A 24,807-nucleotide genomic window follows, 5' to 3' on the forward strand; every position below is an offset into this window, starting at 1 on the left:
GTGCAGCTCGTATCGATCGTCGTGTGGGGCTGGAGTAGTCCTGAGCCTCGGGTGGTGTCCCTCAAGCCTGGCCTGAATGTGATCACAGGTGACTCCAAGACCGGAAAGAGCGCACTGCTCGACATAGTCGACTACTGCTTCGGGCGTACAGAGGAGTCAGTCGCTGGAGAGCGCATCCGGGAAGCGGTTTCCTGGTACGGCGTGTTGCTGCAGGCCAGCAACACCCACATCTTCCTCGGCCGCCCCCGGCCGGCACGCGGTGCTGCATCAAATCAACAGGCGATGTTCGTGGAGTCCACACACGCCCAACTGCCGTCGTATGAAGACCTAAAGGCGAACACGGATACCGCGGGCCTGCGACGGCGGCTCGGACAGGTTCTTGGGATTGGCGAGTTCCGCAGTTCGTCCCCCGAAGGAGCGCTCAACACCTCGAATGCGGCAAGCGTTGGACAAGCCGTGTTGTTCTGCCTTCAAAAGCAAGGCGAAGTAAGCAATCAAGACTTGCTGTTCCACCGGCAGGGCGAACGCCGAGTCGCGGACGCGTTGAGGGATACATTTCCCTACTTCCTAGGCGCCGAACGGTGGGACCAAGCGGTGTGGCAGGCCCAGGCTCGGCAAGCCCGTCGCGCAACCCAGGCGCTCCTCAACCGGCTCAACATTGCGGAATCGCGCGATGCCAACGTCGAGGCCGAGCTTCAAGCGCTGATCCAAGAGGCGTTCGCCGTAGGCCTGGTGGACAGCACCGTTATCGAGTCCCGAGAGCAGGCAATTCGCACTCTGCAGGCGGTGACTATTCGCAGGATCGGTGCGACATCACCAACCCGGTCTGACGACGAGACGTTCGAACGGCAACTCGCCTTGCAAACCGTCCAGACACGTCTTCGCCGCGAGCTTCGAGGTCTTCTTGAGGAACGAGCCGCGCTTCGATCGCTCGGCGAAGATGAGGACGGGTACGGCGCTGCCGTAGCCCGGCAACACATCGCCCTCCAGTCACTTGACCTTATCGGCACACAGGGAGAGGCGGCCTCGAACGCCTGCCCTCTCTGTGGCCAAGACCTTGATGAGCCGGACCCCAGCATCGAGCAGATGCGTAGCTACGCCGCCGCCCTACGGGACGACCTAGCTGGACTCGCTCGCAATCGGCCACGTAGGGCCGAAGCGGTCAGTCGCGTCGAAAGCCGGGTCGAGTCAGTGCAGGAGCAACTTGCAGCGACCGACGCGGCGCTGGCTGCGCTCCAAGCGACCACGAGCCCCGTGCTCTTCGGGCAGAGCCGCGCGGAGGAGGTGGCATTCCATCAGGGCCGCATAGACGCAGCACTCGCAGGCATATCCACTGGCGCCCAAGGGACCGTTCAGCGAGCGCGTGAAGCATACGAAGCAGCCCAGCGGAATCTGGAGTGGATCGAAGAGCGCGCAGGTGAATCTCAGACGGACCTCGAGGCGCGACTCGTGACCGTCAGTCAACACGTCACCGAGATTGCCGCTCGACTGGACGTTGAGCACTCCGATCGCCCCGTCGCGCTCGACATCCGAAACTTGACTGCAGTCGTCAGCACAGGCTCGGGGCGGCTGCGCCTCAATCAGGTTGGAAGCGCATCCAACTACCTTGGACTTCATCTTGCCGTCCATCTTGCGCTACATCGATTCTTCGCGGAGGAGGGCAGGCCGGTACCTCGCTTCCTCATGCTTGACCAACCGAGCCAGCCCTTCTATCCACAGGACGACCCGAGTAAGTCAGACGGAGAACTGCCGGCCGACGACAGCGACCGGCAGGCGGTCCGCGACATGTACCGGCTCCTGCACGAGTCCGCCGGCGAGGGCGAAGGACCGTTCCAGATCATCGTTAGCGACCACGTGAACCTGCGAGATGAGCCTTGGTTCACCGCGTCGATCGTGGAGGAATGGCGTAATGGCCGAGCACTGATCCCCCAAAGTTGGGCGGCGCGAGTCGGACCGTAAATCTCCGAGCGCCTCCGTTGCACAGATGTCGCTCACATCCTCCGAGGTCGCGGATGTGTCGGCGCCCACGATCAACTAAAAAGGATTCGTGCTGTCTCCGAGATGCTGCTCAACGCCATCCAGCCTGTGTCAATCGCATCGGACCCGTATAGCGGACGCCAACAGCTCCCTGGACATCTGCGGACCTAGGTCCGGCAGCGCGTCTCTTCATCATCGGCGGTGAGTCGATGACGCGGTGCCCTGACGGGGTGGCGCCCCTTGGCGACTCGTCACAACGAGTGGCCGGGACCGGAGATGCAAGAGGTGTGATGCCTCGTGATCTTGGAAAGGCGCCCGTCGAGAGTGTGGCGGCCTCGGCGCGGGCTTCACAGTGAGGTTCAGCGCGGCCACCGCTCGGTGAAGGGACGGTGGCGCGGGACCGCCGGTCTCTGCCGGACACCGCTTAGGGGGCACGGAGCAGCGCCGGGTCCTTTAGAGGACGCTGTGAAATGGGTCCTCAAGTTGTCCGCCCTCAAGCTGTTGGCGCGGCGCTACGGCACGTGGTCAGGTGAAGGTGGCCGGACCGAGGTAGCGCACCACAGGGGTGGCCCCGTCGAGGTCCCAGAGGATCGCCAGGTCGTCCGTGTTGGTGGGGTCGGCACGCTGCACAACGATCATCCACGCCCGGCCAGGGCGAATCAGGCGGCGGCGGACGGCCGATGCGCCGGGGTCGGCCTCGATCCTGTCGAACCACGCATCGACGCGACGGGCGGTAGCCGGGTCGGTGTGGTGTAGCCGGTCGAACACTTCTGCGGGCTCGGGGTCGAGCTCCAACGGGTTCATACCGCCAGCTTACCCCAATGGGGCGATTGGGCAGTGCCCTGGTGCCCGTTGGGGGAAAGTGGGGTACTGTGCGTTTGTCAGCGAGTAGGAAACGAGCGGGAACCGAGTGGGTCGGCGCACGGTCGTTGACCCTCATCGAGCACAACCCACCCCCACCACACCCCGGCGGGATAGCAACCCGCACCGGGTGACCACCAGCGAGGACACCCACCGATGCCCACCACTGTGATCGAGCTCGACGAGAGGCGCCGAGTCAGCTTCGGCAAGATCGGCCACCACGACCGCTACCTGGTCCACGAGGACCCCGACGGCACCATCACTCTCGAGCCCGCTGTCGTCCTGAGCGAAGCTGAGGCCCGGTTCATGGCCAACCCCGCGCTGCTGGCGCAAATCGAGGACAACCGCGCCCACCCCGAGCGGCGCGTGCCGCGGCGCCGACGCGCCTAACAGCGGCTGCTATACCGGCAGCACCGTCCGCAGGGCCTCGCACCGTACCGGTGCGGGGCCCTGCGGCATCCTGGCCCCATCCGGGGCGCCCGCCCGTGCCTGCGAGCCGCGACGCTGGAAGGGGCCGGTCCTGGCCTTCGGGACGAGACCCACCGTGAAGAGGCCAGGGACCACGGAGAACATTCACGCACAGGCGGCCGGCGGCATCTCGAAGCTGCTGCGCCCGCGGGGGTGAGCCCGCGCCGGCGTCAGTCGTCCCGATCCGCGGCCAGTGCTTCCACGCCCGCTTAGGGACAGGGAGCGCGAGCGACGACGGGTCACTGGACGGAAGTCGATAGCTGGAAGAGGGCTTCCGAAGGAGAACTGGAGGAATCCGCCAAGGCTCCCCAACATGACGGCGCACCGGACGACGAAAGAGCGGCACTCCCCCGGCGATCCGCTGCTCACTGTGGCGCAAGCGGGCGAGTACCTCGGAACCGGCGAGCGGTTCATTCGCCGGCTGATCACGGAACGTCGGATCAGTTACGTCAAAGTCGGCAAGTATGTGCGTCTTGAGCGGACGACGCTAGACGCGTTTGTGGATGCCGGACGCGTCCACAGCTTGCGGTGATTTCGACACGCGCTCGCTGACGTCGCCCAAGGTCGCGGCGTGGCGAAGCGGACGTTCGGGACTGTCGACGAGCTCCCCAGCGGCCGCTTCCGCGCTCGGTACCGCACCCCTGACGGTCGACGGCACGCCAAGGTCTTCGGGACCAAGGCAGATGCGTGGGCCTGGCTGGCAACCCAGCAGACAGACCTCCTCCGCAAGGTTTGGCGGGCTCCGTCCGCTACTCAGCGGACAGTCGGCGACTACGCAGAGGACTACCTCGCCCGTAACGACTTCCGCGCGAGCACCCGCGTCCTCTACGCCGGCCTCTGGCGCCACCACCTGGCGCAGCCCTGGGCGAACGTCCCCGTCGACGAGGTGACACCCGCGGCCGTCCGCTCCTGGCACGCCAAAGCCGGCCGGACGACCGGCCCTACGGCTGTAGCTCAGTCCTACCGGCTCCTACGGGCCATCCTCAACGTGGCGGTCGCCGACGAGGCCATCGCGTCAAACCCCTGCCGGCTACGCGGAGCTGGCACTCCCAAGGCCTCCCGCCCCTCCCGCGCGCTCACCGCGGCCGAAGCTCTCCAACTGGCAGAACAACTGGGGCGGGACCGGAGAACAGAGCGCTACCGGGCACTCCTACTGGTCCTCGCCTTCGGCGGCCTCCGGTTCGGCGAGGCCACCGCACTCCGCCGGTCCGACGTCCTGCCCGGCGGTCGACTCCGGATCGAACGCTCCGTGCGGCGCGTCGAGGGGCGGTGGGTGGTCGGCGAGCCCAAGACCGACGCCGGGTACCGGACCGTCACCCTTCCCGTCGCTGTTGCCGCGGTACTGGAGGAGCACCTGGAGAAGCACGTCGCCGATGCTCCAGACCCTCTGCTGTTCTCCACGAGTTCCGGCGGCTACCTCGCCCGCAGTAACTGGAATCAGACCTTCCGCCGCGCCGCCGACGCCATCGGCCTCCCGGCGGTGCGGCCGCACGAGCTTCGCCACACCGGCGCCACCCTTGCCGCGGCCACGGGCGCCACCACCAAGGAACTGATGCGCCGGCTGGGCCACTCCTCCCCCGCCGCGGCCCTGCTCTACCAGCACGCCGCGGACGACCGCGATGCCGAGATCGCCCGTGCCCTGGACGCCATGCTTGGGGCAGTGCGAAACCCACCGGACGACGACGCGGGGTAGGACGAACAGCAATGACATGCGGCGGTGGGTCACGCGTGGGTCACGCCGGAGCCCTGGGTCATACCTGGGTCATGGCCCACCCGCCGAACGGCAAATACAGCCTCTGAGCAGCGCATATGAAGCGGCAGGATCCCGCCTTCCAAGCTGGCCATGCCGGTTCGATCCCGGTCACCCGCTCCACGAAGAACCGCAGGTCCGGTCGCCTGTTGGGCGTACTGCCCTGGGGCCCTGAACCGGCTAACAGCCTGCCACTCACGACCGTCACCGCCCGCAGTGGTCGTGCCACCGGCGGGGAGACAACCTCCGCCGGTGCTGACGACGTCGTTCCGAGGGAGATAAGTCGCTGCCGATACCGTCCAGCCATGGCTTCGTCGCTATCGACCAGCGTCATCAGGCAGCGTTGGCCGCGGCTATACCACCTGACTGAGGTCGGGTCCTGGCCGTCGATCGAGCGCCACGGGCTCTTGTCGACGGCCGCCCTGCTCGACGTGTATGGGGTACTCGGCCCTGATTGCGAGCGCCTCCTGTGCCAGCGCCGGCCAGAAATGAGACGCCTCGAGCGCTCGGGCGTTGGAACTGCGTGGGTACGTGACAACAAGCCGATGAACGAGACAGTGCTGCGCCGGACGCTGGTGGGCATGGACGTATCCGAGTACTACCGGGCACTCAACCAGCGAGTGTTCTTCTTCCTCGAGGAACGGACCCTGCTCAAGCTGAGGAATGCGCCCCCCCTACCGGGACAGGGCGCACGAGATGCTCGTCTTGGACACCGCAGCGCTCCTGTCGCGGTATGGCCACATCGTCGAACTCTCGCCCTACAACAGCGGCGCCGTCCATCCGGGCGCGAAGGTCCAGCGTGGACCGAGGCCGTTTCTGCCGATCAGCGAGTACCCCTGGGAGGAGCGTCGAGACAAACGGCCCCCCATCGCCGAACTGACCGTTCCAGGAGGGGTGCAGGACGTGAGCAGCCTGCTGATCGAACGCAAGAGACTGCAGCCGAAAACCGGCGTCGCCAAAAGCCGGAACGGGTCGCGATGCAAGCAGTGAACAGGAGCCCGAGCACCCGGCCGGCGAAGAAGCGCAACCACGCTGCTGAGCAAAACCCTGACAGGTCCAGCGTTGCTGCTAGACAAGGGCCGGGCATCCCGCGCCCGGGCGCTGCACTTCTCGACGGACCCGTCGATCCCCCTCTCTGGCCGCACGGCGCAGCAGCCAGAGTCCTACGTATGGGCGATGGACGCCTCGCTCGCGCCGGCAGCCGACAACACTGTTGCGACCGGCGCAGCCACGAGGGATGGCGTCCCTAGACGGACGGGTCTCCCTCCGGCACCTCGGTCGCGATGACCTCTTCCACCTCCGCGTCCTCGCCGGACAGCCCCTCGGCCTCCTCGTGCTTGTCGTGGAAGGCCAGCCACTGCATCCCGAGGGCCTCGCGCTGCTCCTCGTCGACGGCCTCCTTGAAGGGCGGGAAGAAGTCGGTCTCCTCCTCGGCCATGTGGTCGGCGTTGACCTGCCGCGCGTTCCGCACTGCCTCCCACCACGCCTCGCTGCCGACCTCGTGCTCCCCGACGGCGGCCGCGGCGTGCCGGATCTCGTTGTGGTCGTGCACGCCCTCCGCGGTCTCCTGCTCGCCGTCCGCTTCCTGGGCGAGCAGCGGGTAGAACAGCTGCTCCTCGGCCACGGCGTGCACCTCGAGCTTGGCGTGCAGCGCCTCCCAGGCGGCGGCGAGCTCTTCGGCGGGCAGGTCGTCGAGCGCGGTGAACTCCCGCCGGAAGACCTCGTGCTCGGCCAGGACGAGTGCGGTGATCTCGAAGTCGGACATGGCAGAACTCCTACCCGCATCCACGTCAGGCACGCTGCGCGCGAGCAGTGGGCCCGCCGGGGCCGGCGTCCGGTCAGCGGGGTGGGTGCCGGCGTGACCTACCGACGGAGCCTGCGCACGAGCATCCACGAGCCGATCAGCGCCGCGGACCACGCGGCTGACGTGGCGGTGGCGGCACCGACGCCGGGAGTGCTGACGACGGGCGCGAGCAGCCGGGTGCCCAGCCGGTCGGCGAGCGCCTCGCCGCCCTCCCGCATCAGCGCCGCGTGGTTCCACACGAACAGCGGGCGCGCCAGCGGGGAGAGTGCCCGCATCCAGGCGAGGCGGGGGCGCACGACCCAGTCGAAACGGACCACCGAGCCGCCGTCGACGCCGGTGACCCCCCACCGGCCCTCGCCCTCCACCCGCCCGGTCACCGTCGTCCGGACCCCGTGCAGCGGGTCGTCGCGCAGCACGCGGGCGTCGAAGACCATCCGGTACGGCAGCCGGGTGCGGAAGGCGAACCGCCAGGTCTCCTCGCCGGTGCCCGGTGCGACCTCGGTGACGCTCTCCACCGAGGGCCACCAGGCGGGCCAGAGCTCGACCTCGCGCACGACGTCCCTGACCGCGGCCGGGGGCGCAGCGACGTGCCACTCGTCGCGGAACACGAACTCCGGCATGCGTCTCCCCCTTCGACGGGTGCGTCAGCCGCCGGCAGGGGCCGTGGCCGGCGGTGATGCCGGGGCCGCCCCGGACAGGTACTGGTGCACCAGCTGTACGGCGATGGCGCCCGCACCGACCCCGGAGGCGACCCGCTTGACCGAGCCGGATCGGACATCCCCGGCCGCAAAGACGCCGGGGACGCTGGTCTCCAGGAAGAGCGGTGGGCGGTCCAGCGGCCAGCCCGGCGAGGCGCTGTCCAGGTCCGGCCCGGTGAGGACGAAGCCCGAGCGGTCCTTGGCCACCTCGTCCCCCAGGCACCCGGATGCCGGCCGCGACCCGATGAGCACGAAGACGGCGTCCGCCGGCAGGGTCTCGCGGCGGCGCGTGTCGAGGTCCTCGACGACGACCGACTCCAGGACCGGCTCACCCGCCCCGTCCACGAGCTGCACGCGCGAGCGGACGTCGATGTTCGGCGCCTCGTCGATCTCGTGGACGAGGTAGTCAGACATGGTCTCCGCCAGTCCGCGCCGGACGAGGATCGTCACTTGGTCGGCGTAGCGCGCGAGGTGCACCGCGGCCTGCCCGGCGGAGTTGCCCCCGCCGACCACGAGGACGCGCCGGCCCGCCATGGCCCGCGCCTCGCTGACGGCAGCGCCGTAGAAGAGGCCCCGTCCCTGCAGCGCCTCGAGAGCGGGCACGTCCAGGCGCCGCCACTCGGCTCCGGTCGCGACGACGACGGTGCGGGCCCGCACCGTGGCGCCGTCGGACAGGTGCACGTGGTGCTCGCCGTCACTGCTGGACAACCGGATCACGCTGCGGGACCAGACGAAGGTGGCGCCGAACGACCACGCCTGCTGGTAGGCGCTGGCCGCCAGCCGGTTGCCGCTGACGCCCCGCGGGAAGCCGAGGTAGTTGCGGATCAGCGAGCTGGTCCCGGCCTGCCCGCCCATGGCGAGGGGCTCGATCACGACCGTGCTGAGCCCCTCGGACGCGGCGTACACGGCGGCACTGAGACCGGCCGGCCCGGCGCCCACGACGACGACGTCGAACAGCGTGCTCCCGTCCACGGGCTCCAGGAGCCCGAATGCCTCCGCGATGTCGAGGGCGCTCGGGTCGGTCAGCACCGGCCGCTCCGGCCGGAACTGGAGGACGACGACCGGGAGCGCGGGCCGATCCAGACCCAGCTCGGCCAGCAGCTCCTGCCCGGCCGGCGAGGAGGACTCGTGGAAGCCGACGGGGACCCGGTTGCGGGTGAACATGTCCCGGAGCTCCTGGGAGCGGGCCGACCACCGTTCGCCGATCACCTGGACGGCCTCGTAGGCCGGGCCCTGCCGGCTGTCCCACTCGGCGAGCAGTTCGGTGACCGAGAGGTGGAAGTCCTCGTCGCCGGCCCGTTCGGGACGGTAGAGCCACGCATCCAGCCGGCCGAGCGTGATCGCCTCGAAGACGGGCGCCGCCGTCTCGAGGTCGCCCCATCGCACGATGCAGGCCCGCACCGCACCCGGCGCCAGGCCCCCCGCTCTGGCGAGCACGTCGAGGCCGTCGGGGTCCGCCGGGCCGAGACCGGCCATGAACACGGCGACCGGGACGCCCTGGTCGGTCAGCTGCCCCGCCCGGGCGGCGACGTCGTCGTCGTCGGAGCCGCAGACGACCACCACGTAGTCGGCTCCGTAACGCTTCTCCAGCTCCTGTCCGACCCGGTCTCGCAGCGGCGCATCCCGGCTGACCAGGATCAGCGCCGCGCGCGCGGCCGAACTGCTGTCGGCGTCGAGGGCACCCATATAGCCTGCTTAGGGCGTCACCACACACGGGGTCAAGGGTGTGCGCGCTCAGTGCTCGTTCCGGCTTCCACCGCTCCGAGAGTGGATCATGATGGATCCAGGGGATCCCCGCGTCGTGCTCCCCGGCACGCGCCTGCTGCTGTACGTCTTCAGCGCACTCACGCTGCTGGCGTTCGTCTCGCTGTTCCTCGGGTCCTCCCGCACCGACGACTACTTCGCGTGGACGATCGCCCCGCCGGCGACCGCGGCCTTCCTCGGCGCCGCCTACGCCGCCGGCTGTGTGCTCGTGGTCCTGTCGCTGCGGGTGGACTCGTGGGCGCGCATCCGCATCCCGTTCGTCACGGTGCTGGTCTTCACCGCTCTCACGCTGATCGCCACCCTGCTGCACCTGGATCGGTTCCACTTCGGGGCGCCGGGAGTGGTGCCGCGTTCCGCCGCCTGGTTCTGGCTCGGCGTCTACGTGCTCGTGCCGGTCAGCATGCTCGTCATGCTGGTAAGGCAGGAGCGGCCGACCCGGAGGGATCCGCCGGGGCACGTGCCGCTGCCCGCCGGGCTGAGCGCGGTGCTGGCGGTGCAGGGCGTGGTGTTCCTCGCCGCCGGCGCGACGCTGTTCGCCGCACCGGGCACGGAGGCGTCGCTGTGGCCGTGGCCGCTGACCCCCCTCACGGCCCGGGCGGTCGCGTCGTGGCTGCTGGCCTTCGGAGTCGGCATCGTCCTCGCGCTGCGCGACCGCGACCTCGACCGGCTCCGGCTGGCGGCGGTGGCGTACGCGGTGTTCGGCGCGCTGGAACTCGTCGTCCTGCTCCGGTACACCGACGCGGTGCGGTGGGACTCCCCCGCGACCTGGGCGTACGTCGCACTGATGGCCTCGACCCTGCTCAGCGCCGGCTACGCGCTGCGCCGCACCCGGGCGCGTGTCTAGCCGAGACCGGGACCGGCATGCACGGGGAGACCGACCAGGGCTTGCAGGCAGCCCCTGCAGCCGTACAAGGAGAGGGAGTAGCGGTCATGGACGGACCGACCGTCGTGGACAACCCGGAGGCCGGCCGCTTCGAGGTGCTGGTGGACGGGGAGGTCGCCGGGTTCGCCGAGTACCGGCGGACGCGCTCCTCCGTGGCGTTCACCCACACGGTCGTCGACCCCGCCTTCGAAGGCCGGGGGCTCGGCTCGGCACTGGCCCGGGGTGCGTTGGACGCCACCCGGGAGGCGGGGCTCTCCGTGCTGCCGTTCTGCCCGTTCATCCGCAGCTACATCGAGCGGCACCCCGAGTACCGCGACCTCGTGCCCGAAGGACGCCGGGCCCAGTTCCGGCTGGCTGCCACCGCCGCCCAGCCCGACCGCCGCTGACCCTGGCAGATCGGCGCGGCGCCCGGTGAGGGCCCCGATCGGCGCGCGACGTCGGCGTCCTCAGCGGCGGGGACGGAACCGGCCCCGCCCCCCATGCCGTCCTCCGGTCATGGACACCGCTCCCGCCCGGACCCAGCCGCAGCACCGACCGGCCCGACCGCGCATCGACGCCGGTCGGCGGGCGCTGAGGCGGCCGGCGGTCCCCCTCCTGCGGCGCCTCCTCGCTCCCGCCGCGCTGATCCTGGTGCTGCTCGTCGGCTGCACCGACCAGACCGGCGGCGAGTCGCAGAGCGCCGCGGACGGCGCCGGCGGCGCGGTCACTGCCGTACCGGCCGCCCCGGGCACCGGCGAGAGTGCGCAGGACGACCGGCAGGTGGTCACGACCGCCACCGCGGCACTGGCCGTCGACGACCCGGCCGAGGGGGCTCAGCAGATCAGCGAGCTGGCCGAATCCGTCGGCGGCCGCGTCGAGGAGCGCAGCGTGCAGGCCACCTCCGGCGAGGACGGCGTGGACGGGGTCGTCGCCGACCTCGTCGTCCGGGTGCCGGCCGCGGCGCTGACCGGCGTGCTGGCCGACCTGGAGGACTTCGGCGACGTGGCGAGCGTGTCGGTGTCCCGCTCCGACGTGACCGCCACCGTGGTCGACCTCGACGCTCGGATCGCGGCGCTGCAGACCTCGGCAGCACGGCTGCTGGCCCTGATGGACGACGCGGCCACCACCGAGGCCCTCCTGGCGGCGGAACAGGCCCTCTCCGAACGGCAGCAGGAGCTGGAGGCGCTGCAGTCCCGGCGGGCGACGCTGGCCGACCAGGTGGAGCTGTCGACGCTCCGGGTGCACCTGGAGCCCTTCGGCGTGGCACCGGCCGGCGGGCCGGACGGCTTCCTCGACGGGCTGGGCACCGGGTGGCGGTCCCTGGTCGCGGTCCTGAGCGGGACCGTCGTCGTGCTCGGCGTCCTGCTGCCCTGGCTGGCCGTCGCCGCCCTGGTGGCCGGCGCGATCCTGGTGCCGGTCCGGCGAGCGCGGCGGCGGGCCATCGCCACGGCGTCGGCACCCCCGGCGCAGGAGGCCCCGGCGCCCTCGCCGCAGGAGTGAGCGGCCGTCACTGCGGTGCGGGCGAGGACTCCGCTTCCGGGGCCGCACCGGCCGGCGCGGGCACGGTCACCTCGTCGACGAAGCAGTAGCCCCAGCTCTCCCCCGGCTCGGCCGAGGCGATCAGCGGGTGCTCGTCGGCGGCGGCGTGCGCGCGGGCATGCCGGCGCGGCGAGGAATCGCAGCAGCCGACGTAGCCGCAGCTCAGGCAGGTGCGCAGGTGCACCCACTCGGTCCCCTCCTGCAGGCAGCCGACGCAGCCGGACGCCTGGGGCAGCACCGGCCGGGACGCCGCGCCGTGCCCGCACTCGCTCCCCTCCGGCCAGGCGTACCGCACCACCCGGCCGGTGTCGACGACGGTCCGCCCGCGGCTCGGGTGCACGACCTGGTGCCCCAGCTCGGCGAGCACCGAGCGCATCAGCGCCTGCCCGGAGAGCCGGTCCCGGTCGAGGATGTGGTCGGCGCCCGCATCCGCCAGCTCGGCGACGTCGACCGCACCCAGCGGCCGGGCCAGGATGGGCGCGTCCGTGACCGCCCGGGCGGCGGCGACGACGCGCACCGCCTGCTCGGGATCGTCCTCCGCGACCACGGCGAGCCGGGCGTCGGGCACCCCCGCCGTTCGCAGGATCTCCCGCTTCGTCGGATCCCCGCGAACCACCGAGTGCCCGGCGGCCTGGGCCTGGGCCGCCCCGTCCGGGTTGAGCGTGGTCATCACGACGTCCACCCCCCGGCCGCGCAGCAACGCGGCGAGGTCGAGGGCGGTCGGGCCCCAGCCGATGATCGCGACGTGGTCGCGGGGCGGGCCGTCCTCCTGCGCGGCGTCGTCGGCGGAGGACGCCCGTCGCGACCGGTCGATCCGGGCACCGGCGGCGGCCAGCTGCGGGGTCAGCAGCATGAGCAGCACCGTCGTCGCGACGACGACCTGCGAGCCGTCGTCCAGACCCAGCGGCGCCAGGCCCGCGGCGGTGCCCACGGTGAGCAGCACGAACGAGAACTCGCCGATCTGCGCCAGCAGCAGACCGGTGGCGACCGCGGTCCGGACCGGGATGCGGGCAACCGTGGCGGCAGCCGCGGTGGTCAGCGTCTTCACCAGCAGCACCACCGCCGCGGCGCCCAGCACCAGCGGCAGGTTGGCGAGCATGAAGCCCACGTCGAGCAGCATGCCGACCGAGACGAAGAAGACCGCGCTGAACACGATCTGCAGCGGCAGCACCTCGGCGAACGCCTGGCTGCTGGCCCGGCTCTCACTCACCACCAGGCCGGCCAGGAAGGCACCGAGCGAGACGCTCACCCCGGCGAGCGCGGTCAGGTAGGCGGTGCCGAAGCAGATGGCGACGATCGCGAGGAGGAAGACCTCCGGGGAGCAGGCCCGCGCCACGACGTCGAGCAGCGCGGGCATCACCCGGCGGGCGACCACCAGCACGACGGCGATCACCGCCACCGCCGTGAGCAGCGCCCACAGCAGCGACCCACCGCCGGACCCCTCGCCGTCCGCACCCGGACCGAGCAGCGGGACGACGAGCACCATGGCGACCACTGCCAGGTCCTGCGCGATCAGCACGGCCAGCGCCAGCCGGCCCCGGACGGCGGAGTTCTCCCGCCGCTCCCCCAGCAGCTTGAGCACGATCGCCGTGGACGACAGCGCGAGCAGGAACCCGGTGAACAGCCCGTCGCGCCACTCACCACCCGCGGCGAGGGTCAGCCCCAGGCCGGTGCCGGTCGCCAGCACCAGCTGCAGGCCACCGGCGACGGCGATCCAGGTCCAGACCCGGGCCAGCCGCTCCAGGGAGAACTCGATCCCGATGGTGAACAGCAGCAGGATGACCCCGATGTCCGCGGCGGCCTCGACCGCCTCCCCGTTCTCCACGATGCCGAGCTGCGCCGGGCCGATGAGGACGCCGGCCACCAGGAACCCCACGATCGGGACCACCCGGATCCGCGCCGACAGGTAGCCGATCACCGCGGCCGCCACGACGAGGGCGGCGGTGGGCCCCAGGTAACCCGGCACCGAGCCGGCCGCGATAACGAGCTCTGCCTCGGGCGCCATGCCCGACATTCTGCGCGCCGCCCGCGGCGGTTCCCAGGGCCGCACCCGCCGCCGCGGCGTCGGGGAATCCCCTGGTCCCCCAGGCGTTGCACAGCGGCGGACAGCGCACCGGTGCTGCCGGCCGAGGAGGGACGCTCATGGCCCAGCCGCCCGCGGCCGGCACGGGCCTGCGCATGGGCACGGCGCAGGGACGCTGGGTCCTGCTCGCCACCGTCCTCGGCTCCGGCGTCGCCATGCTGGACGCGACCGTCGTCAACGTGGCCCTGGAGCGGATCGGGTCCGACCTCGATGCCGACTTCGCCGGGCTGCAGTGGACGGTCAACGCCTACACGCTCACGCTCGCCGCGCTGATCCTGCTCGGCGGCTCGCTCAGCGACCGGTTCGGCCGGCGTCGGGTCTTCGTCGTCGGGGTGGTCTGGTTCGCGGCCGCCTCGGCTCTGTGCGGCCTTGCCCCCGACATCGGCACGCTCGTGGCCGCCCGCGCCCTCCAGGGCGTCGGCGGAGCCCTGCTCACCCCGGGCAGCCTGGCCATCATCTCGGCGTCCTTCTCCGGCCCCGACCGGGCGGCCGCGGTCGGGGCGTGGTCCGGACTGTCCGGCGTCGCCGCCGCCATCGGGCCCTTCGTCGGCGGCTGGCTGGTGGAGTGGAGCTGGCGGGCGGTCTTCCTGATCAACCTCCCGCTGGCCGCCCTGGTCGTCGTCGTTGCCGCCAAGCACGTCCCCGAGTCCCGGGACCCGGCGGCCGCCCCCCGGCTGGACTGGACGGGGACGGCGCTGGTCGCCGCCGGGCTCGGCGCGCTCACCTACGCCCTGACCGCCGCCGGCGACGGTGGAGCCGGCCCGGCGGTGTGGCTGGGTGGTGCGGCGGGAGTGCTCGCCCTGGTCGCCTTCGTCGCGGTCGAGCGGCGCTCACGGCACCCCCTCGTCCCCCCGGCGCTCTTCGCCGACCGGCAGTTCAGCGCCGCCAACGCCGCGACTCTGTTCGTCTACGCCGCCCTCGGTGCGCTCTTCGTGCTGCTGGTGCTGCAGCTGCAGGTGGTCTCCGGGTTCAGCCCGCTGCTGGCCGGCACCACGCTGCTGCCGGTGACCGCACTGATGCTGCTGTTCTCCGCCCGCGTCGGGGCGCTGGCGCAGCGGATCGGACCACGCTCGCTGCTCACCGCCGGCCCGCTGGTGGCCGCCGGCGGCGTGCTGCTGATGCTCCGGATCGGCCCGGACGCCTCCTACCTGCGCGACGTGCTGCCCGCCGTCGTCCTCTTCGGCGCCGGGCTCACGCTGCTGGTCGCCCCGCTGACGGCGACCGTGCTGGCCTCCGCCGAGGACCGGCACGCCGGGGTGGCCTCCGGCGTGAACAACGCTGTGGCGCGGGCGGCCGGGCTGCTCGCGGTGGCCGTCGTCCCGGTCGCCGCCGGCATCGGCGGAGCCGACTACACCGACCCGGCGGCGTTCGCCGACGGCTTCCGCACCGCCGTGCTGATCCTGGCCGGCCTGCTGGTGGCCGGCGCGCTGGTCTCCGTGGCGTTCGTGCGGCGACCCCTGGACGACGACGCGCCCACGCCGGAACCGGCACCCGCTCCAGCACCCGCCCCGGCTGCTCCTACCGCGGCCCGACCGGATCCGTCCTGATCCGAGCGCGCGTGGATCGGTGCGGTCAGCCGCGCGGTCGGATGTCGGCGCGGACGGACCGACGCACGGCCCAGCCGGTCACGGCATCGGTCGCCCGGCGCCACACCGGCTGACGTTCGCGCTCCAGGTGCGCCAAGCGCGCTTCCAGGTCGGCGACCCGGGTGTCCTCCGGGCCCACGACCCGCGGCCGGGCGGCCAGCGTGGCCAGGCCCTCGGTCAGCCCGGCGACCAGCCCCGCCGCGTCGTCCGGAGCGAGCCGCGCCGTGCCGACGCAGGTCTCGCCGCGCCAGAGGCTGAGGTTCACCAGCCCGCGCTCGACATGCGTCGAGACCCGGACCGCGCGTCCCTCACCACGGGCATCCCACGTCCATCGCCCGTGAACGGGCAGCACCACCGCCGTCATCACCCCAGGCTGGCCCGGCCGCGATCCAGGGTCAAGCGGGAGCGGAAGGCGGCAGACTCGCCGGTCACCCGCTCATGCCGTGGCCGCTGACGCGTGGCCATCACGACCAGCCCGTGCGACGGTCGGCACGTGGACCTCGACTGGTGGGCGTTCGTGGGCGTGGCCGTCCTGGCCTACGTCATCCCCGGCCCGGACATGGCCGTCGTGCTGCGAGCGGCCACCCGAGGGCCCCGGCCCGGCGCAGCCGCCGCCCTCGGCGCCCAGCTCGGCCTGTGCGTGCACCTGACCCTGGCCGTCGCAGGGCTGTCGGTCGTCCTGGCTCGGCATCCGGACCTGCTGACCACGATTCGCGTCGCCGGCGGGATCTACCTGCTCTACCTGGGCGGCCGGCTGATCCTGCCGACGCTTCGCCGAACGCCCGCCGGGGACCACGCACGCCAGGCCGACGTCTCCACCCGCTCGGCATTCGGTCAGGCGTTGTTCACGAACCTGCTCAACCCCAAGGCGGTGCTCTTCTTCGCCGCCGTCCTCCCCCAGTTCCTGGTCCCCGCCGCAGGCCCCACGTGGCTGCAGGTGGTGGCCCTCGGCGCCCTGGATATCGCGCTGGGCTTCCTCGCTTGGGGGGCGGTGATCGCGCTGGGCCTCCGACTGTCGTCGTTGCTGCGCCGCGACCGCGTGCGGCGCTGGTGGGATCGGACGACCGGCGCAGTCCTCGGCGGTGTCGGCGCAGGCCTGGTGGTCACCCGCTGACCTCGACTTCCCGACCGGCCATGGCCGGCCCGGTCCACGCGTCGCACGGACCCGGTGGCTACATCTCCGTCGGCAGTCCGAGGGCGGCGAACAGCTCGCAGTCGAGGTTGAGGAAGCTGGAGATGTGGGCGACCCGGCCGCCCTCGATCTCCAGCACGTGCAGGCCCCAGGGCACGTGACCACCGCCCTCCGCCGGGCGGTACTGGGCGATCGCGGGGGTGCCGTTTGCCGACGTCTCGATCAGCCGGGAGCCCTTGCAGCCGGCGCCCGGGCCGGTCATCCAGATGCCGATGTCCTCGCGGCCGCGCAGCCACATCTCGAACGGCGGCATGTGCTGGGTGGCGTCCTCGTGCAGCAGCTGCACGAAGGCGTCGATGTCGTAGCGCTCGAACGCGTCGAGATAGCGGGCCAGCAGCGCGCGGTCCTCGTCGTCCAGCGTGCGCGGCGCCGGACGGCCTCCCGCGTCGGCGAGCGTGGCCCGGGCCCGCTGCAGCGCGCTGTTCACCGAGGCGACGGTGGAGTCGAGCAGCTCGGCCACCTCGTCGGCCTTCCAGCGGAGCACCTCCCGCAGGATCAGCACCGCCCGCTGCTTCGGCGGCAGGTGCTGCAGCGCGGCGACGAACGCCAGGCGTACCGACTCGCGAGCCACCGCCTGCTCGGCCGGGTCGCCGTCCTCGGGCAGCACCTGGCGGTCCAGGATCGGCTCCACCCACGCCGTGGTGGGGCGGCGTCCGGCCAGTGACGCCGCCACCGGCGGCGACGGGTTGCCGGCGAGGTCCATCGGCAGGGCCCGGCGCTGCCGGCCGGAGAGCTGGTCGAGGCAGACGTTGGTGGCGATGCGGTACAGCCAGGACCGGACCGCGGACCGGCCCTCGAAGTCGGCGAGCCCCCGCCAGGCGCGGACCATCGTCTCCTGCACCGCGTCCTCGGCATCGAAGACGGAGCCGAGCATCCGGTAGCAGTAGCCGGTCAGCTCGCGACGGTGTTCGAGCAGCCGGGGGTCCAGTTCGGCGGTGGGACCGATGGCGACGCTGGTCACGGGAGAACACCTTCCGGGGTCGACGTGCGGTGAGCAGACCACACGGCACCGACAGAACGGGAGCCCCCGGAGCGATGGGCTCCGGGGGCTCCCGCCCGTTCCCGCCGTGTCGAGGCGGGTCGGTGTCAGTGCGTCACGGGAGCAGCGGCTCCCCGTTGCGCACCAGCTGCCAGTTCTCGACGAAGAACTCCGCCGGGTCGATCACGCCGACCTCCTGGGCCCGCTCGATGAGCAGCTGCCGGATCTCCAGCTGCTCGTTGTAGACGACCGGAGCGGTGCTGATCGCCGGGAAGTTGCCACCCCCGCTGCGGCGGTAGTTGTTCACCGCGACGACGAACCGGTCGTCGTCGGCCACCGGCGCGCCCTCGTAGGAGAGCCCGACGATGCGCGAGCCGACCGGCTGGGCCACGTCGATGTCGTACTCGACGCCGGAGAGGATGTCGAAGTTGTAGTCCGGGATCCCGCCCGGGGCGCCGTCCACCACCGCGTTGGTGATCGTCTCGGGGTCGACGTCCCCGGTCGCCGGCACCTGGGTGAAGTACCGGGCGGAGAACTCCAGGTACTCCTTCACCTCGGCCCCGGTCAGCTCCACGGCCTCGAGGGTGTTGTCGTAGATGTAGAGCCCGGCGATGTCGCGGATGGTCACGTCACCGGCCGGGAAGACGGCGTCCCGGCTGAACGGCGCCGCGATCGACAGCACCGGCAGGTCGGCCCGGTCGGTGCCCTCCAGCGCGGCGGCCACCGTGTCGGTCTGCACGTCCTGGATGAAGTCCAGGATCGCGGTGTCCTCGTACCGGCTGGTGCGCGCGGAGAGCTCCTCCGCCGACGTGGCCACGACCTGGTTGACGTACTCCACCGTGGTCGCGTGCGCCTCGGCCGTGGCGGCCACGACCTCGGGCGACTCCTCGACCCCCGCGGTGCTCAGGGCCTGCGCCGAGGTGCCGACGACGTCCCACCGACCGCGGACCTGCTCCAGCTCGATGTCGACCTGCGAGACCGTCGCGCCCCAGCGGTAGGGCTGGGTGAGCAGCACGTCCTCACCGGTGACCTCGTTGACGACGACCTGGGAGGGGGCGTTCTGGTGCGTGTGGCCGACCACCATCGCGTCGATGCCCGGCACGGTGCGGGCGATGACGTCGGAGGGGTTCTCGGTCGGCACCTCGGGGCCGTAGGACGACGTCCCACCGACGCCGGCGTGCGAGAGGACGACGACGACGTCGGCCTTCCGGTCGACGATCGGCACCCACTTCTCGGCCGCCTCGACCATGTCCCGGAACGTCACCCGGCCCTCGACGTTGACCTTGTCCCAGATCGCGGAACCGGGGGTGGTCAGGCCGATGATGCCGACCCGGACCGGCTTGTGGCCGGGCACCTGCATCTTCTCGATCGTGTACGGCCGCAGGTAGGGCCGCTCGCCGCCCTCGCGCAGCACGTTGGCGCCGAGCAGCGGGTGGTCGACGTCCTTCTCGTAGGCCCGCAGCAGGTCCAGGCCGTAGTTGAACTCGTGGTTGCCGACGACCTGGGCGTCGTAGCCGATGGCGTCGAACGCCGCCGCCATCGGGTGCTCCATGCGGGTCTCGGTGACCGGCTCCTGCTTGGCGTAGTAGTAGCTCAGCGGCGTGCCCTGCAGGAAGTCGCCGTTGTCCACGACGAGGACGCTCTCCTCGCCGCGTGCCTCGCGGACGGAGTCGACGACCGTGGCCACCTTCGCCAGCCCGGTCTCGAACCCGGCCCGCTCCGAGTACGGGCGGTCGGCGAAGTAGTCCCAGTTCAGCGCGCGCCCGTGCAGGTCGGTCGTGGCGAGCATGGTCAGCGTCAGGTCGTCCGCCGGGTGCGGCGCCGCCGCGGCCGGGCTCAGGGGCGCCAGGATCAGCGTCGCCGTCGCGGCCGCCACGGACAGCGTGGTACGCCGTCTCATGCGGTGTTCCTCTCGATCGCGTGGTCCCCGTGACGGTGCGCAGGGGGATCCGGATCGAACCTAACGACCGGTGCGCGGGCTCGGGTGTCGGGAGCCTTACTGGTAGGTGACCAGCTCCGGCAGGGGGTCGACCTGCTCGATGGTCTGCGCCGGGGTCAGCATCGGGATGTCCTCGTCGTAGAAGTTCTTCCAGCCCCAGAACAGCCCCTCCGGGGCGTTCCGGTGCAGCACCGTCCAGGTGGACTGCTTGGCGCCCTGACCGCCCTGGCCGTCGGCGTGCACCATGATCGCCAGCTCGTCCCGGGAGGTGTCCAGCCGCTCGAGGCCCGGGATCATGTCGACCCGGAACTGGTGCAGCACCAGCAGCTTCTGCGGCAGCTCGTTCTCCCGCGTCAGGTCGGCCAGCCAGGTGACCACCCGGTTGACCTCCTCGATGTCGACCGAGCCGATCTGGACGAGGTGCACCTCGTTGGGGCCCAGCCGCCACTCCGGGTCCAGCGCCAGCCCTACGTAGGGCAGCTCGAGCAGCGGCCGGTAGAGCTCCGCCTGGGTGACGAAGTCGGTGCGGCCCGGCTGCAGGTCGAGGATGACGTAGAGACCGGCGTCCCCGGCCGCCTCGACCCAGGGCCGCAGCATCTCCAGGTCGCCCTCGGCGGAGTAGTTGCCGTCCGCCCCCGCGGACGCGGACGCGACGGTCGCGATGATCTCGAAGGTCGGGACGACGGTCGCGTCGACCAGCGGCTCGTACGGGGCGGCGTGGGCCCGGGCCCGCTCGATGGCCGCCTCGACCGGCTGCTCACCCAGGACGCCGAGCGCGCCGGTCTCCGGGTGGCCGTAGAGCGCCACCATCATCCGGCCCGGGAAGAGGACCTGGCCGCCGCCGGGCAGCTGGGTCCCGGTGGCCGCCGTCTCCAGCTTCCAGTCCAGACCGTCCTCCGCGGCGAAGCCGGCACCCAGCGCGACCACGTGCGCGGCGTCGTCCTCGGCCAGGGTGCTGATCAGCTCCTCCGAGGCCCGCGGGTCGGTGGCACCGCCGGTGACCAGCAGCCGGGCGCCGGCCGCCCGCGCGGTGGCCGCGGCGGCCAGCGCGTCGGCGGTCCCGGTGGTCAGCACCAGCGTGTCCTCGAGCGGCTCGGCGCCCTCGATCTCGGGCAGCGAGCCCTCGGCGTCGGCCCCGGCGTCCTCCTCGGTCGAGGACTCCTCCGTCGAGGACTCCTCCGTCGAGCCGCCGCCCTCCGGGCGCAGCGCGGCCGGCTCCGACGAGTCCAGCGCCGCCACGGCGGCGACCTCGCCGCCCTCGGCGACCGGGTCCGCCTCGGCGAGCTCCTGGTCCAGCACGGCCGCCACGGCGGCCGGGTCGGCGGGCACCCCGATGACCTCGGCGTCGGTCTCCGCCGGGGACGACGACGCCGCGGACGACGACGTCGACGAACCGCCGGCGGGTGCGGGGGCCGCGTCGCCGACGGCCAGCACCGTCGTGGTGCCCAGCCGCTCGAGCTCGGTCAGGACCGGCTCGTCCACCCCGGATCCGTCGGCCCCCACCAGCAGCGGTACGCCGAGCGCGACGGCGGCGGAGGCGCCGAGGAGCGTGCCCTCCGGGTCGTCCTCCGCGACGAGCACGACCACGCCGGCCTCGTCGAAGAAGGTGCGGCTGGCGCTCGCGGCCATGGCGACCGGGTCCTCGTCCGCGACGAGGGTCAGCCGCTCGCCCGGGGCGGCGGTGGCGACCTGCGCCGTCTGCTCCCCGGGGTCCGAGCCCTCGTCCGGGGAGCTGGTGCAGGCCCCGGTGAACAGCACGGCGGTCAGGGCGATCGGCAGCGCACGAGCGCGCACGGGCATTCTCCGTCCACCGAGCACGCCCGTCCTGCGGGGGCACGACGACGTCGGCGTGGCCAGCGGCTACCGACCCTAGCGGGGGACGGCAACCGGGCGGGGAACTGGACACCGGCGACCGCCGGGCGGAACGATCCGGCGCGAGATGATCAGCGACGCACGGTCGGGCCGGCCCGACCCCCGATCCGCCGGCCAGCGGGATGGGTCCCGAGCCCCGTCCCGGCCAGGCTCGACGGCATGACCACCGACACCGCCGTGCTGCCGACGACCCCCGCCCCGGCACCGCCGCCCGCGTACCGCGGGCCGGGCCGGGTCCGTCAGCTCGCGGTCGACACCGGGTACACGCTGACCAACTTCCCGGTCGCCATCGCCGCCTTCGTCGTCGTGCTCACCGGGCTCGCGCTCGGCGCCGGGCTGCTCGTCGTCTGGGTCGGCGTCGCCGTGCTGGCCGGCACGCTCGTGACCGCGCGCGGGTTCGCGGCCCTCGAGCGGAGCTGGCTCCCGGCGGTGCTCGGCGGACCGGTGCCCCGGCCCGCCTATCGCCCGGCCGAGGGCCGCCCGGTCCGGCGGATGATCACCCCGCTGCGCGACCCCCAGACCTGGCTGGACGCGCTGCACGCCCTGGTCCGCTTCCCCGTGGCCGTGCTGTCGTTCGTCGTCACGGTGACGGTCTGGGCGATCACCCTGGGCGGCCTGACCTACGGGCTGTGGGACTGGGCGCTGCCCGACGCGTCGCTGTACGAGGACAACCACGACCTGGTCGAGATCCTCGGCTTCGAGACCAGCCCGCTGCGCCGCATCGCCCTCTACACCGCGATCGGCCTCCTGTTCGCACTGCTGCTGCCCTTCGCCGTCCGCGGCGCCGCGCTGCTGCAGGCCCTCCTCGGGCGCGTGATGCTGACCTCCCGCGCCGCGGCGCAGGCCGAGATCGGCCGGCTGGCCGAGGGCCGGGACGCGGCGGTCGCCGCCGAGGCGGTGGCGCTGCGCCGGCTGGAGCGGGACATCCACGACGGCCCGCAGCAGCGGCTGGTCCGCCTCGGCATGGACCTCGCCCGCGCCCAGCGGCAGCTCGACCGCGACCCGGCCGCCGCCCGCGAGACGCTCGGCGAGGCTGCCGGGCTGGCCCGGGAGACGCTGGAGGAGCTGCGGGCGCTGTCCCGCGGGATCGCCCCGCCGGTGCTCGCCGACCGCGGGCTGGCCGCCGCGCTCGCCGCCCTCGCCGCCCGCTCCCCCGTGCCGGTCGACCTCGCCGTCGACCTGCCGACCGAGCGACTGGCCCCGGTCACCGAGAACACCGCCTACTTCGTCGTCAGCGAGGCGCTGGCCAACGTGGCCAAGCACAGCGGCGCCACGGTCTGCCGCGTCGACGTCACCTGCGACGGGAGCCGGCTGGTCGTCGTCGTCGAGGACGACGGGACCGGCGGCGCGGTTCCCGCGCCCGGGCACGGCCTGGCCGGGCTGGCCGACCGGCTCCAGGCGGTGGACGGCGTGCTCACCGTCGACAGCCCGCGCGGCGGTCCGACCCGGCTCATCGGGAACCTGCCGTGCGCGTAGTGCTCGCCGAGGACTCGGTGCTGCTGCGGGAGGGCCTGGTGCGGCTGCTCGCCGAGGCGGACGTCGAGGTCGTCGCCGCGGTGGGCGACGGCCCGTCCCTGGTCCGCGCGGTCACCGAGCAGCGCCCCGACGTCGCCGTCGTCGACGTACGGATGCCCCCGACGCACACCGACGAGGGGCTGCGGGCCGCGGTCGAGGCCCGCGCGGCCGTCCCGGGCACCGCCGTCCTGGTGCTGTCCCAGTACGTGGAGGTCGCCTACGCCGACGAGCTGCTGGCCGACGGCGCCGGCGGGGTCGGCTACCTGCTCAAGGACCGGGTGGCCGACGTCGACACGTTCCTGACCGCCCTGGAGGACGTCCGGGGCGGCGGCACGGTGCTGGATCCGCAGGTCGTCGCGCAGCTGTTCGCCCGCCGCCGGGCCGACGACCCGGTGCGCCGGCTCACCCCGCGCGAACGGGAGGTGCTCGGGCTGATCGCCGAGGGCCGGTCGAACACCGCGATCGCCCGGGCGCTGGTGGTCACGCCCGGCGCGGTGGAGAAGCACACCCAGCACATCTTCGCCAAGCTCGGCCTGGGCCAGGACGAGGACCAGCACCGCCGCGTGCTCGCCACGCTCGCCTACCTGCGCGGCTGAGCCCGGCCGCCTGCGGGCGGCCGGGAACCCGGTGGCGTCCCGTCGGAGGTGGCCGGTAGACACGACCCGTGGCCGACGACCTCTCCGACCAGCTCCGCCCGATCACCGCCGACGAGTGGCCGGCCTTCACCCGCGCGATGCACACCGTGTTCGGCGATCCGCTGACCGGGCCCTACACCGACACCGTGCCGCCGGTGGCCGAGCTGGACCGCTCCCTCGCCCTGGTCGACGACGACGGGCGCATCGCCGCCACCTCCGGGCTCTACAGCCTGCGGATGAGCGTGCCGGGCGGCGCCGTCGTCCCGACCGCCGGCGTCACCTGGGTCACCGTCTCTCCCACCCACCGGCGCCGGGGCGTGCTGACGGCGATCATGCGGCGGCAGCTCACCGAGCTGCACGAGCAGGAGCGCGAGCCGGTGGCAGCGCTGTGGGCCGCGGAGGGCTCCATCTACGGCCGGTTCGGCTACGCCCCGGCGTCGTGGCGCGGCGGCTGGACCGGGGAGGCCGCCCGGCTGCGGCTGCGCGCCGACGTCGACACCGGGGACGGGCGGGTCCGGCTGGTCGACGCCGAGGCGTTCCGGCCCGCCGCGGCGCGGGTCTACGAGGCCCTGCGGCGCTGGGTGCCCGGCAACCTCGTCCGCGACGACCGCTGGTGGGGCCGCCGGATGCTCGACGTCCCGGAGGAGCGGCACGGTGCGAACGAGCGGCAGTACGCGTTGCACGCCGGGGCCGACGGCGAGGTCGACGGCTACGCCACCTACCGGATCAGGGGCAAGTACAGCGCGGCCGCCGAGCCGGAGAGCACGCTGACCGTCGAGGAGGTGCGGGCCACCGGGCCCGCCGCCTACGCGGCGCTGTGGCAGTTCCTGCTGTCGCACGACCTGGTGCGCACCGTCGCGGCGCCGCACGCCTCCGCCGACGACCCGGTCCGCCACCTGCTGACCGATCCGCGCGCGCTGCACGCCGCCCCGGTCGACGCGCTGTGGGTCCGGGTGGTCGACGTCGGCCGGGCGCTGGCCGCCCGCCGCTACCCCGCTCCCATCGACCTGGTGTTCGAGGTCCGCGACCCGTTCTGCCCGTGGAACGACGGGCGCTGGCGGCTGTCGGGGCACCCGGCGGGCGGCTACTGCGGCCGCACCGACCGCGACCCCGACCTCGTCCTGGGCATCGAGGAACTCTCCGCGGTCTACCTCGGGGGCACCTCGCTGGCCACGCTGCAGGGCGCCGGCCGGGTCACCGAGGTGAGCCCCGGGGCGGTCACCCTGGCCTCGACGGCGTTCGGCTGGCCGGTCGCCCCCTGGTGCCCGGACGAGTTCTGACCG

At 72.6% G+C, this 24,807-nt stretch carries 22 protein-coding genes and 1 pseudogene; 14 read left to right on the plus strand and 9 right to left on the minus strand.

Features of this window, described 5'->3' with window-relative positions; all coding sequences use genetic code 11:
• Positions 1-1,959: a DUF3732 domain-containing protein gene (locus ACI79T_RS11820; protein WP_456610257.1), complete on the plus strand. Its 1,959-nt coding sequence runs from the start codon at positions 1-3 to the stop codon at positions 1,957-1,959.
• Between the two features lie 543 nt (positions 1,960-2,502).
• Here ACI79T_RS11820 and ACI79T_RS11825 read toward each other — a convergent pair.
• On the minus strand, positions 2,503-2,781 hold the full coding sequence (locus tag ACI79T_RS11825) for a hypothetical protein (RefSeq protein WP_456610258.1): 279 nt from the start codon (positions 2,779-2,781) through the stop codon (positions 2,503-2,505).
• Between the two features lie 213 nt (positions 2,782-2,994).
• On the opposite strand from ACI79T_RS11825, the gene ACI79T_RS11830 reads away from it, so the two are divergent.
• The 5 genes and pseudogenes from ACI79T_RS11830 (at position 2,995) to ACI79T_RS11850 (ending at position 6,046) form a co-directional block, all read left to right on the plus strand.
• On the plus strand, positions 2,995-3,228 hold the full coding sequence (locus ACI79T_RS11830; protein ID WP_456610259.1) for a hypothetical protein: 234 nt from the start codon (positions 2,995-2,997) through the stop codon (positions 3,226-3,228).
• A 391-nt stretch (positions 3,229-3,619) separates the two neighbouring features.
• Positions 3,620-3,838, plus strand: a complete 219-nt coding sequence (locus tag ACI79T_RS11835) for an excisionase family DNA-binding protein (RefSeq protein ID WP_456610260.1) — start codon at positions 3,620-3,622, stop codon at positions 3,836-3,838.
• 39 nt (positions 3,839-3,877) lie between these two features.
• Positions 3,878-4,999 carry a tyrosine-type recombinase/integrase gene (locus tag ACI79T_RS11840; RefSeq protein ID WP_456610261.1) on the plus strand — a complete coding sequence of 374 codons (1,122 nt, stop codon included), beginning with the start codon at positions 3,878-3,880 and terminating at the stop codon, positions 4,997-4,999.
• Positions 5,000-5,361: 362 nt separating this feature from the next.
• Positions 5,362-5,712, plus strand: a pseudogene (locus ACI79T_RS11845) (DUF7002 family protein); the annotation flags it as partial.
• Between the two features lie 7 nt (positions 5,713-5,719).
• Entirely contained in the window at positions 5,720-6,046 is a 327-nt protein-coding gene (locus ACI79T_RS11850; RefSeq protein ID WP_456610262.1) for a DUF7002 family protein, read from the plus strand.
• Positions 6,047-6,302: 256 nt separating this feature from the next.
• On the opposite strand, the gene ACI79T_RS11855 is transcribed toward ACI79T_RS11850, so the two are convergent.
• From ACI79T_RS11855 to ACI79T_RS11865, 3 genes are all read right to left on the minus strand, one after another.
• The gene (locus ACI79T_RS11855) at positions 6,303-6,821 is read right to left on the minus strand and encodes a hemerythrin domain-containing protein (RefSeq protein WP_456610263.1); all 519 of its coding nucleotides are present in this window, start codon (positions 6,819-6,821) and stop codon (positions 6,303-6,305) included.
• A gap of 98 nt (positions 6,822-6,919) precedes the next feature.
• Positions 6,920-7,480 carry an SRPBCC family protein gene (locus ACI79T_RS11860; protein WP_456610264.1) on the minus strand — a complete coding sequence of 187 codons (561 nt, stop codon included), beginning with the start codon at positions 7,478-7,480 and terminating at the stop codon, positions 6,920-6,922.
• Between the two features lie 24 nt (positions 7,481-7,504).
• Positions 7,505-9,244 carry an FAD-dependent oxidoreductase gene (locus ACI79T_RS11865; protein WP_456610265.1) on the minus strand — a complete coding sequence of 580 codons (1,740 nt, stop codon included), beginning with the start codon at positions 9,242-9,244 and terminating at the stop codon, positions 7,505-7,507.
• Between the two features lie 88 nt (positions 9,245-9,332).
• On the opposite strand from ACI79T_RS11865, the gene ACI79T_RS11870 reads away from it, so the two are divergent.
• From ACI79T_RS11870 to ACI79T_RS11880, 3 genes are all read left to right on the plus strand, one after another.
• Positions 9,333-10,166: a hypothetical protein gene (locus ACI79T_RS11870; protein WP_456610266.1), complete on the plus strand. Its 834-nt coding sequence runs from the start codon at positions 9,333-9,335 to the stop codon at positions 10,164-10,166.
• An 86-nt stretch (positions 10,167-10,252) separates the two neighbouring features.
• Complete coding sequence (locus tag ACI79T_RS11875) at positions 10,253-10,591, plus strand: GNAT family N-acetyltransferase (RefSeq protein ID WP_456610267.1); 339 nt, start codon at positions 10,253-10,255, stop codon at positions 10,589-10,591.
• A gap of 109 nt (positions 10,592-10,700) precedes the next feature.
• Positions 10,701-11,684 (plus strand): DUF4349 domain-containing protein, encoded by a 984-nt coding sequence (locus tag ACI79T_RS11880; protein ID WP_456610268.1) that lies wholly within the window; start codon positions 10,701-10,703, stop codon positions 11,682-11,684.
• A gap of 7 nt (positions 11,685-11,691) precedes the next feature.
• On the opposite strand, the gene ACI79T_RS11885 is transcribed toward ACI79T_RS11880, so the two are convergent.
• Positions 11,692-13,728, minus strand: a complete 2,037-nt coding sequence (locus ACI79T_RS11885) for a cation:proton antiporter domain-containing protein (protein ID WP_456610269.1) — start codon at positions 13,726-13,728, stop codon at positions 11,692-11,694.
• Between the two features lie 137 nt (positions 13,729-13,865).
• Here ACI79T_RS11885 and ACI79T_RS11890 point away from each other — a divergent pair, with 137 nt between their 5' ends.
• On the plus strand, positions 13,866-15,353 hold the full coding sequence (locus tag ACI79T_RS11890; protein WP_456610270.1) for an MFS transporter: 1,488 nt from the start codon (positions 13,866-13,868) through the stop codon (positions 15,351-15,353).
• 25 nt (positions 15,354-15,378) lie between these two features.
• On the opposite strand, the gene ACI79T_RS11895 is transcribed toward ACI79T_RS11890, so the two are convergent.
• Positions 15,379-15,657, minus strand: coding sequence for a hypothetical protein (locus ACI79T_RS11895; protein WP_456610271.1), 279 nt, complete (start codon positions 15,655-15,657; stop codon positions 15,379-15,381).
• A gap of 228 nt (positions 15,658-15,885) precedes the next feature.
• Here ACI79T_RS11895 and ACI79T_RS11900 point away from each other — a divergent pair, with 228 nt between their 5' ends.
• The gene (locus tag ACI79T_RS11900; RefSeq protein WP_456610272.1) at positions 15,886-16,506 is read left to right on the plus strand and encodes a LysE family translocator; all 621 of its coding nucleotides are present in this window, start codon (positions 15,886-15,888) and stop codon (positions 16,504-16,506) included.
• Between the two features lie 58 nt (positions 16,507-16,564).
• Here ACI79T_RS11900 and ACI79T_RS11905 read toward each other — a convergent pair whose 3' ends face one another.
• The 3 genes from ACI79T_RS11905 to ACI79T_RS11915 form a co-directional block, all read right to left on the minus strand.
• Positions 16,565-17,545 carry a sigma-70 family RNA polymerase sigma factor gene (locus tag ACI79T_RS11905; RefSeq protein WP_456610273.1) on the minus strand — a complete coding sequence of 327 codons (981 nt, stop codon included), beginning with the start codon at positions 17,543-17,545 and terminating at the stop codon, positions 16,565-16,567.
• Between the two features lie 133 nt (positions 17,546-17,678).
• Positions 17,679-19,463 (minus strand): bifunctional metallophosphatase/5'-nucleotidase, encoded by a 1,785-nt coding sequence (locus ACI79T_RS11910; protein WP_456610274.1) that lies wholly within the window; start codon positions 19,461-19,463, stop codon positions 17,679-17,681.
• A gap of 96 nt (positions 19,464-19,559) precedes the next feature.
• Positions 19,560-21,302, minus strand: a complete 1,743-nt coding sequence (locus tag ACI79T_RS11915; protein WP_456610275.1) for a hypothetical protein — start codon at positions 21,300-21,302, stop codon at positions 19,560-19,562.
• A gap of 231 nt (positions 21,303-21,533) precedes the next feature.
• Between ACI79T_RS11915 and ACI79T_RS11920 the strand changes: the two genes are divergently transcribed.
• The 3 genes from ACI79T_RS11920 to ACI79T_RS11930 all read left to right on the plus strand — a co-directional run bounded on the left by ACI79T_RS11920 (position 21,534) and on the right by ACI79T_RS11930 (position 24,804).
• On the plus strand, positions 21,534-22,850 hold the full coding sequence (locus ACI79T_RS11920; protein ID WP_456610276.1) for a sensor histidine kinase: 1,317 nt from the start codon (positions 21,534-21,536) through the stop codon (positions 22,848-22,850).
• Positions 22,841-23,485, plus strand: a complete 645-nt coding sequence (locus ACI79T_RS11925; protein WP_456610277.1) for a response regulator transcription factor — start codon at positions 22,841-22,843, stop codon at positions 23,483-23,485. Before ACI79T_RS11920 ends, ACI79T_RS11925 begins: the two co-directional genes overlap by 10 nt.
• A 68-nt stretch (positions 23,486-23,553) precedes the next feature.
• Positions 23,554-24,804 (plus strand): GNAT family N-acetyltransferase, encoded by a 1,251-nt coding sequence (locus tag ACI79T_RS11930; protein WP_456610278.1) that lies wholly within the window; start codon positions 23,554-23,556, stop codon positions 24,802-24,804.
• Positions 24,805-24,807: the final 3 nt, after the last annotated feature.

The sequence above is a fragment of the Blastococcus sp. SYSU DS0619 genome (assembly GCF_054051035.1).

Excerpts from the sequence above, each read along its gene's own strand:
- ACI79T_RS11825 (WP_456610258.1), bottom strand. The coding sequence starts at position 2,781 with ATGAACCCGTTGGAGCTCGACCCCGAGCCCGCAGAAGTGTTCGACCGG.
- ACI79T_RS11830 (WP_456610259.1), top strand. The coding sequence starts at position 2,995 with ATGCCCACCACTGTGATCGAGCTCGACGAGAGGCGCCGAGTCAGCTTC.
- ACI79T_RS11835 (WP_456610260.1), top strand. The coding sequence starts at position 3,620 with ATGACGGCGCACCGGACGACGAAAGAGCGGCACTCCCCCGGCGATCCG.
- ACI79T_RS11850 (WP_456610262.1), top strand. The coding sequence starts at position 5,720 with ATGCGCCCCCCCTACCGGGACAGGGCGCACGAGATGCTCGTCTTGGAC.
- ACI79T_RS11855 (WP_456610263.1), bottom strand. The coding sequence starts at position 6,821 with ATGTCCGACTTCGAGATCACCGCACTCGTCCTGGCCGAGCACGAGGTC.
- ACI79T_RS11860 (WP_456610264.1), bottom strand. The coding sequence starts at position 7,480 with ATGCCGGAGTTCGTGTTCCGCGACGAGTGGCACGTCGCTGCGCCCCCG.
- ACI79T_RS11865 (WP_456610265.1), bottom strand. The coding sequence starts at position 9,244 with ATGGGTGCCCTCGACGCCGACAGCAGTTCGGCCGCGCGCGCGGCGCTG.
- ACI79T_RS11870 (WP_456610266.1), top strand. The coding sequence starts at position 9,333 with ATGATGGATCCAGGGGATCCCCGCGTCGTGCTCCCCGGCACGCGCCTG.
- ACI79T_RS11875 (WP_456610267.1), top strand. The coding sequence starts at position 10,253 with ATGGACGGACCGACCGTCGTGGACAACCCGGAGGCCGGCCGCTTCGAG.
- ACI79T_RS11880 (WP_456610268.1), top strand. The coding sequence starts at position 10,701 with ATGGACACCGCTCCCGCCCGGACCCAGCCGCAGCACCGACCGGCCCGA.
- ACI79T_RS11885 (WP_456610269.1), bottom strand. The coding sequence starts at position 13,728 with ATGGCGCCCGAGGCAGAGCTCGTTATCGCGGCCGGCTCGGTGCCGGGT.
- ACI79T_RS11890 (WP_456610270.1), top strand. The coding sequence starts at position 13,866 with ATGGCCCAGCCGCCCGCGGCCGGCACGGGCCTGCGCATGGGCACGGCG.
- ACI79T_RS11910 (WP_456610274.1), bottom strand. The coding sequence starts at position 19,463 with ATGAGACGGCGTACCACGCTGTCCGTGGCGGCCGCGACGGCGACGCTG.
- ACI79T_RS11915 (WP_456610275.1), bottom strand. The coding sequence starts at position 21,302 with ATGCCCGTGCGCGCTCGTGCGCTGCCGATCGCCCTGACCGCCGTGCTG.
- ACI79T_RS11920 (WP_456610276.1), top strand. The coding sequence starts at position 21,534 with ATGACCACCGACACCGCCGTGCTGCCGACGACCCCCGCCCCGGCACCG.